The organism is Pseudomonas protegens (genome assembly GCF_003732485.1).
GTDB classification, from domain to species: domain Bacteria; phylum Pseudomonadota; class Gammaproteobacteria; order Pseudomonadales; family Pseudomonadaceae; genus Aquipseudomonas; species Aquipseudomonas protegens_B.
On record NZ_MOAK01000030.1, the window covers coordinates 23165 to 24805 of the forward strand.

Consider the following 1641-nt stretch of genomic DNA (forward strand, 5'->3'; position numbering starts at 1 on the left):
AGCTCGTCGGGCAGGCGTCCCACTGCGCTGTAGAAATTGGCCTCGGCATCGGCCAGGTCGACCTGGGCGGTGTCGTAGTTGTTTTCCGCCAGGGCACGCCGGGCCTTGGACTGGTCGAGGTCGGCGGTACTGCCCACGCCCTGCTGGCTGCGCAGACCGATCTGGTCGTTGACCCGCAGGTGGGCCTGCAGGTTGTTCTTGGCCAGGGTCACCAGTTCACGGCGCTTGAGCACCTCCAGGTACACCTCGATGGTGCGCAGGGCCAAACTTTCGGCGGTGCCGCGGGTGTAATAGGCCCGGGAATTGACCACCGACTGGGTGCGGCCCACTTCATTGGCCGTGTTGAAGCCGTCGAAGAGCATCTGCCGCAGGCGCAATTCCGACTGGGTGTAGTTCAGCGTCTCGGTGTTGTGGTTGCCGGTGCCGCGCGCTACGCCGTAGCCGCGGGTGGTGGTGTTGTCGCTGTAGCCTCGGCCGTAGCCGGCATTGAGGTCCAGGCTGGGATAGAAGCCGCCCTTGGCCACTTTCACATCCTCATCGGCAGACAGCCGGTTGTTCTGGCTGGCGCGAAGTTCGGGGTGGTTGTCCAGAGTGCTCTGGATCGCTTCAGTCAATGACATGGCCTGGGCCGGATTGGCGCAGAGTGTGGCCAACAGAACAGCGCTGCTGAGGGGGGTGAAAACGCGCATGGGTGTCTCTCCCTGATCCAGTGAAACAATGTTTTCGTCAAAAATATGACTAAAAAATTGAGACTTAACCGTCTCATCTTGTTTACAACAGAGCTAAGAACATCCAGAAGGATAGCTAAGAAAAAAATCTCATAAGTTTTATGCCAAAAAAAACTTATGCATGTTTGTCAAAGCAAGACATTGTTCCAAGCGAAGGCCCGGATTTTTCAGGCGTTGAGGCATTTCCTGCAGTTTCTGGGGACGTTCAAATTTCAGGTAGTTCAGGGCGGGGAAGTGGTTACAAGGAAGGAGGTGCGGAGCAGGATGTGGCGGCATTTTTTTGGCGAATCCGTCTTTTGACCTGTTCCGCAGGACGTAGTTGGTGAGCGATCCGAGGCGCGGATGAGGCAGTTTTTTCCGCAGCCCTGGGGTATCAGCCATCCGACTGGTAGCAAGGGAGGGCGGGACATCAGGACTGGCGCGCTTCGCCATGGGTGCGGGGCTGCCAGGCACAGGGTCTGTTCAACCACGGGTCAACGCCGTCTGTACTGCCGCTAGCAAGCGGATGCCGATTGTTCTCGGCATCGGAGGAGTGCACATGGCAACGTTAATCGGCATTGTGACCAAGGTGATCGGGCAGGTTTATGCGGTAGCGGCGGATGGTGCCCGCCGGGCCCTGGTGGAGGGGGACCGGCTGTTTGTCGGTGAGCAGTTGGTCACTGGAGCCGAGGGTGCGGTGGCCGTGCATTTGCAAAATGGCCAGGATCTGACCCTGGGCCGTGACAGCAGCCAGCAACTGACGGCGCAACTGCTGGACCATCAGGCCACCCATGTCGATACCCCGGAAGTGCCGGCGCCCACTGATGCGCAACTGAGCGATGTCGAGCAACTGCAAAAGGCCATTGCCGCCGGTGATGACCCGAGCCAGAACGCCGAAGCCACTGCGGCGGGCCCCACCGGTACCGGCGGCAAT

General features: G+C 59.5%; 2 protein-coding genes. One reads left to right on the forward strand and one right to left on the reverse strand.

What is annotated here, in order from left to right; genetic code table 11:
- The coding region (locus BLX41_RS34400) for a TolC family protein (protein ID WP_259744416.1) at positions 1-689 on the reverse strand (689 nt) is incomplete at its 3' end.
- Positions 690-1266: 577 nt separating this feature from the next.
- Between BLX41_RS34400 and BLX41_RS34405 the strand changes: the two genes are divergently transcribed.
- The coding region (locus tag BLX41_RS34405; protein ID WP_259744398.1) for a retention module-containing protein at positions 1267-1641 on the forward strand (375 nt) is incomplete at its 3' end.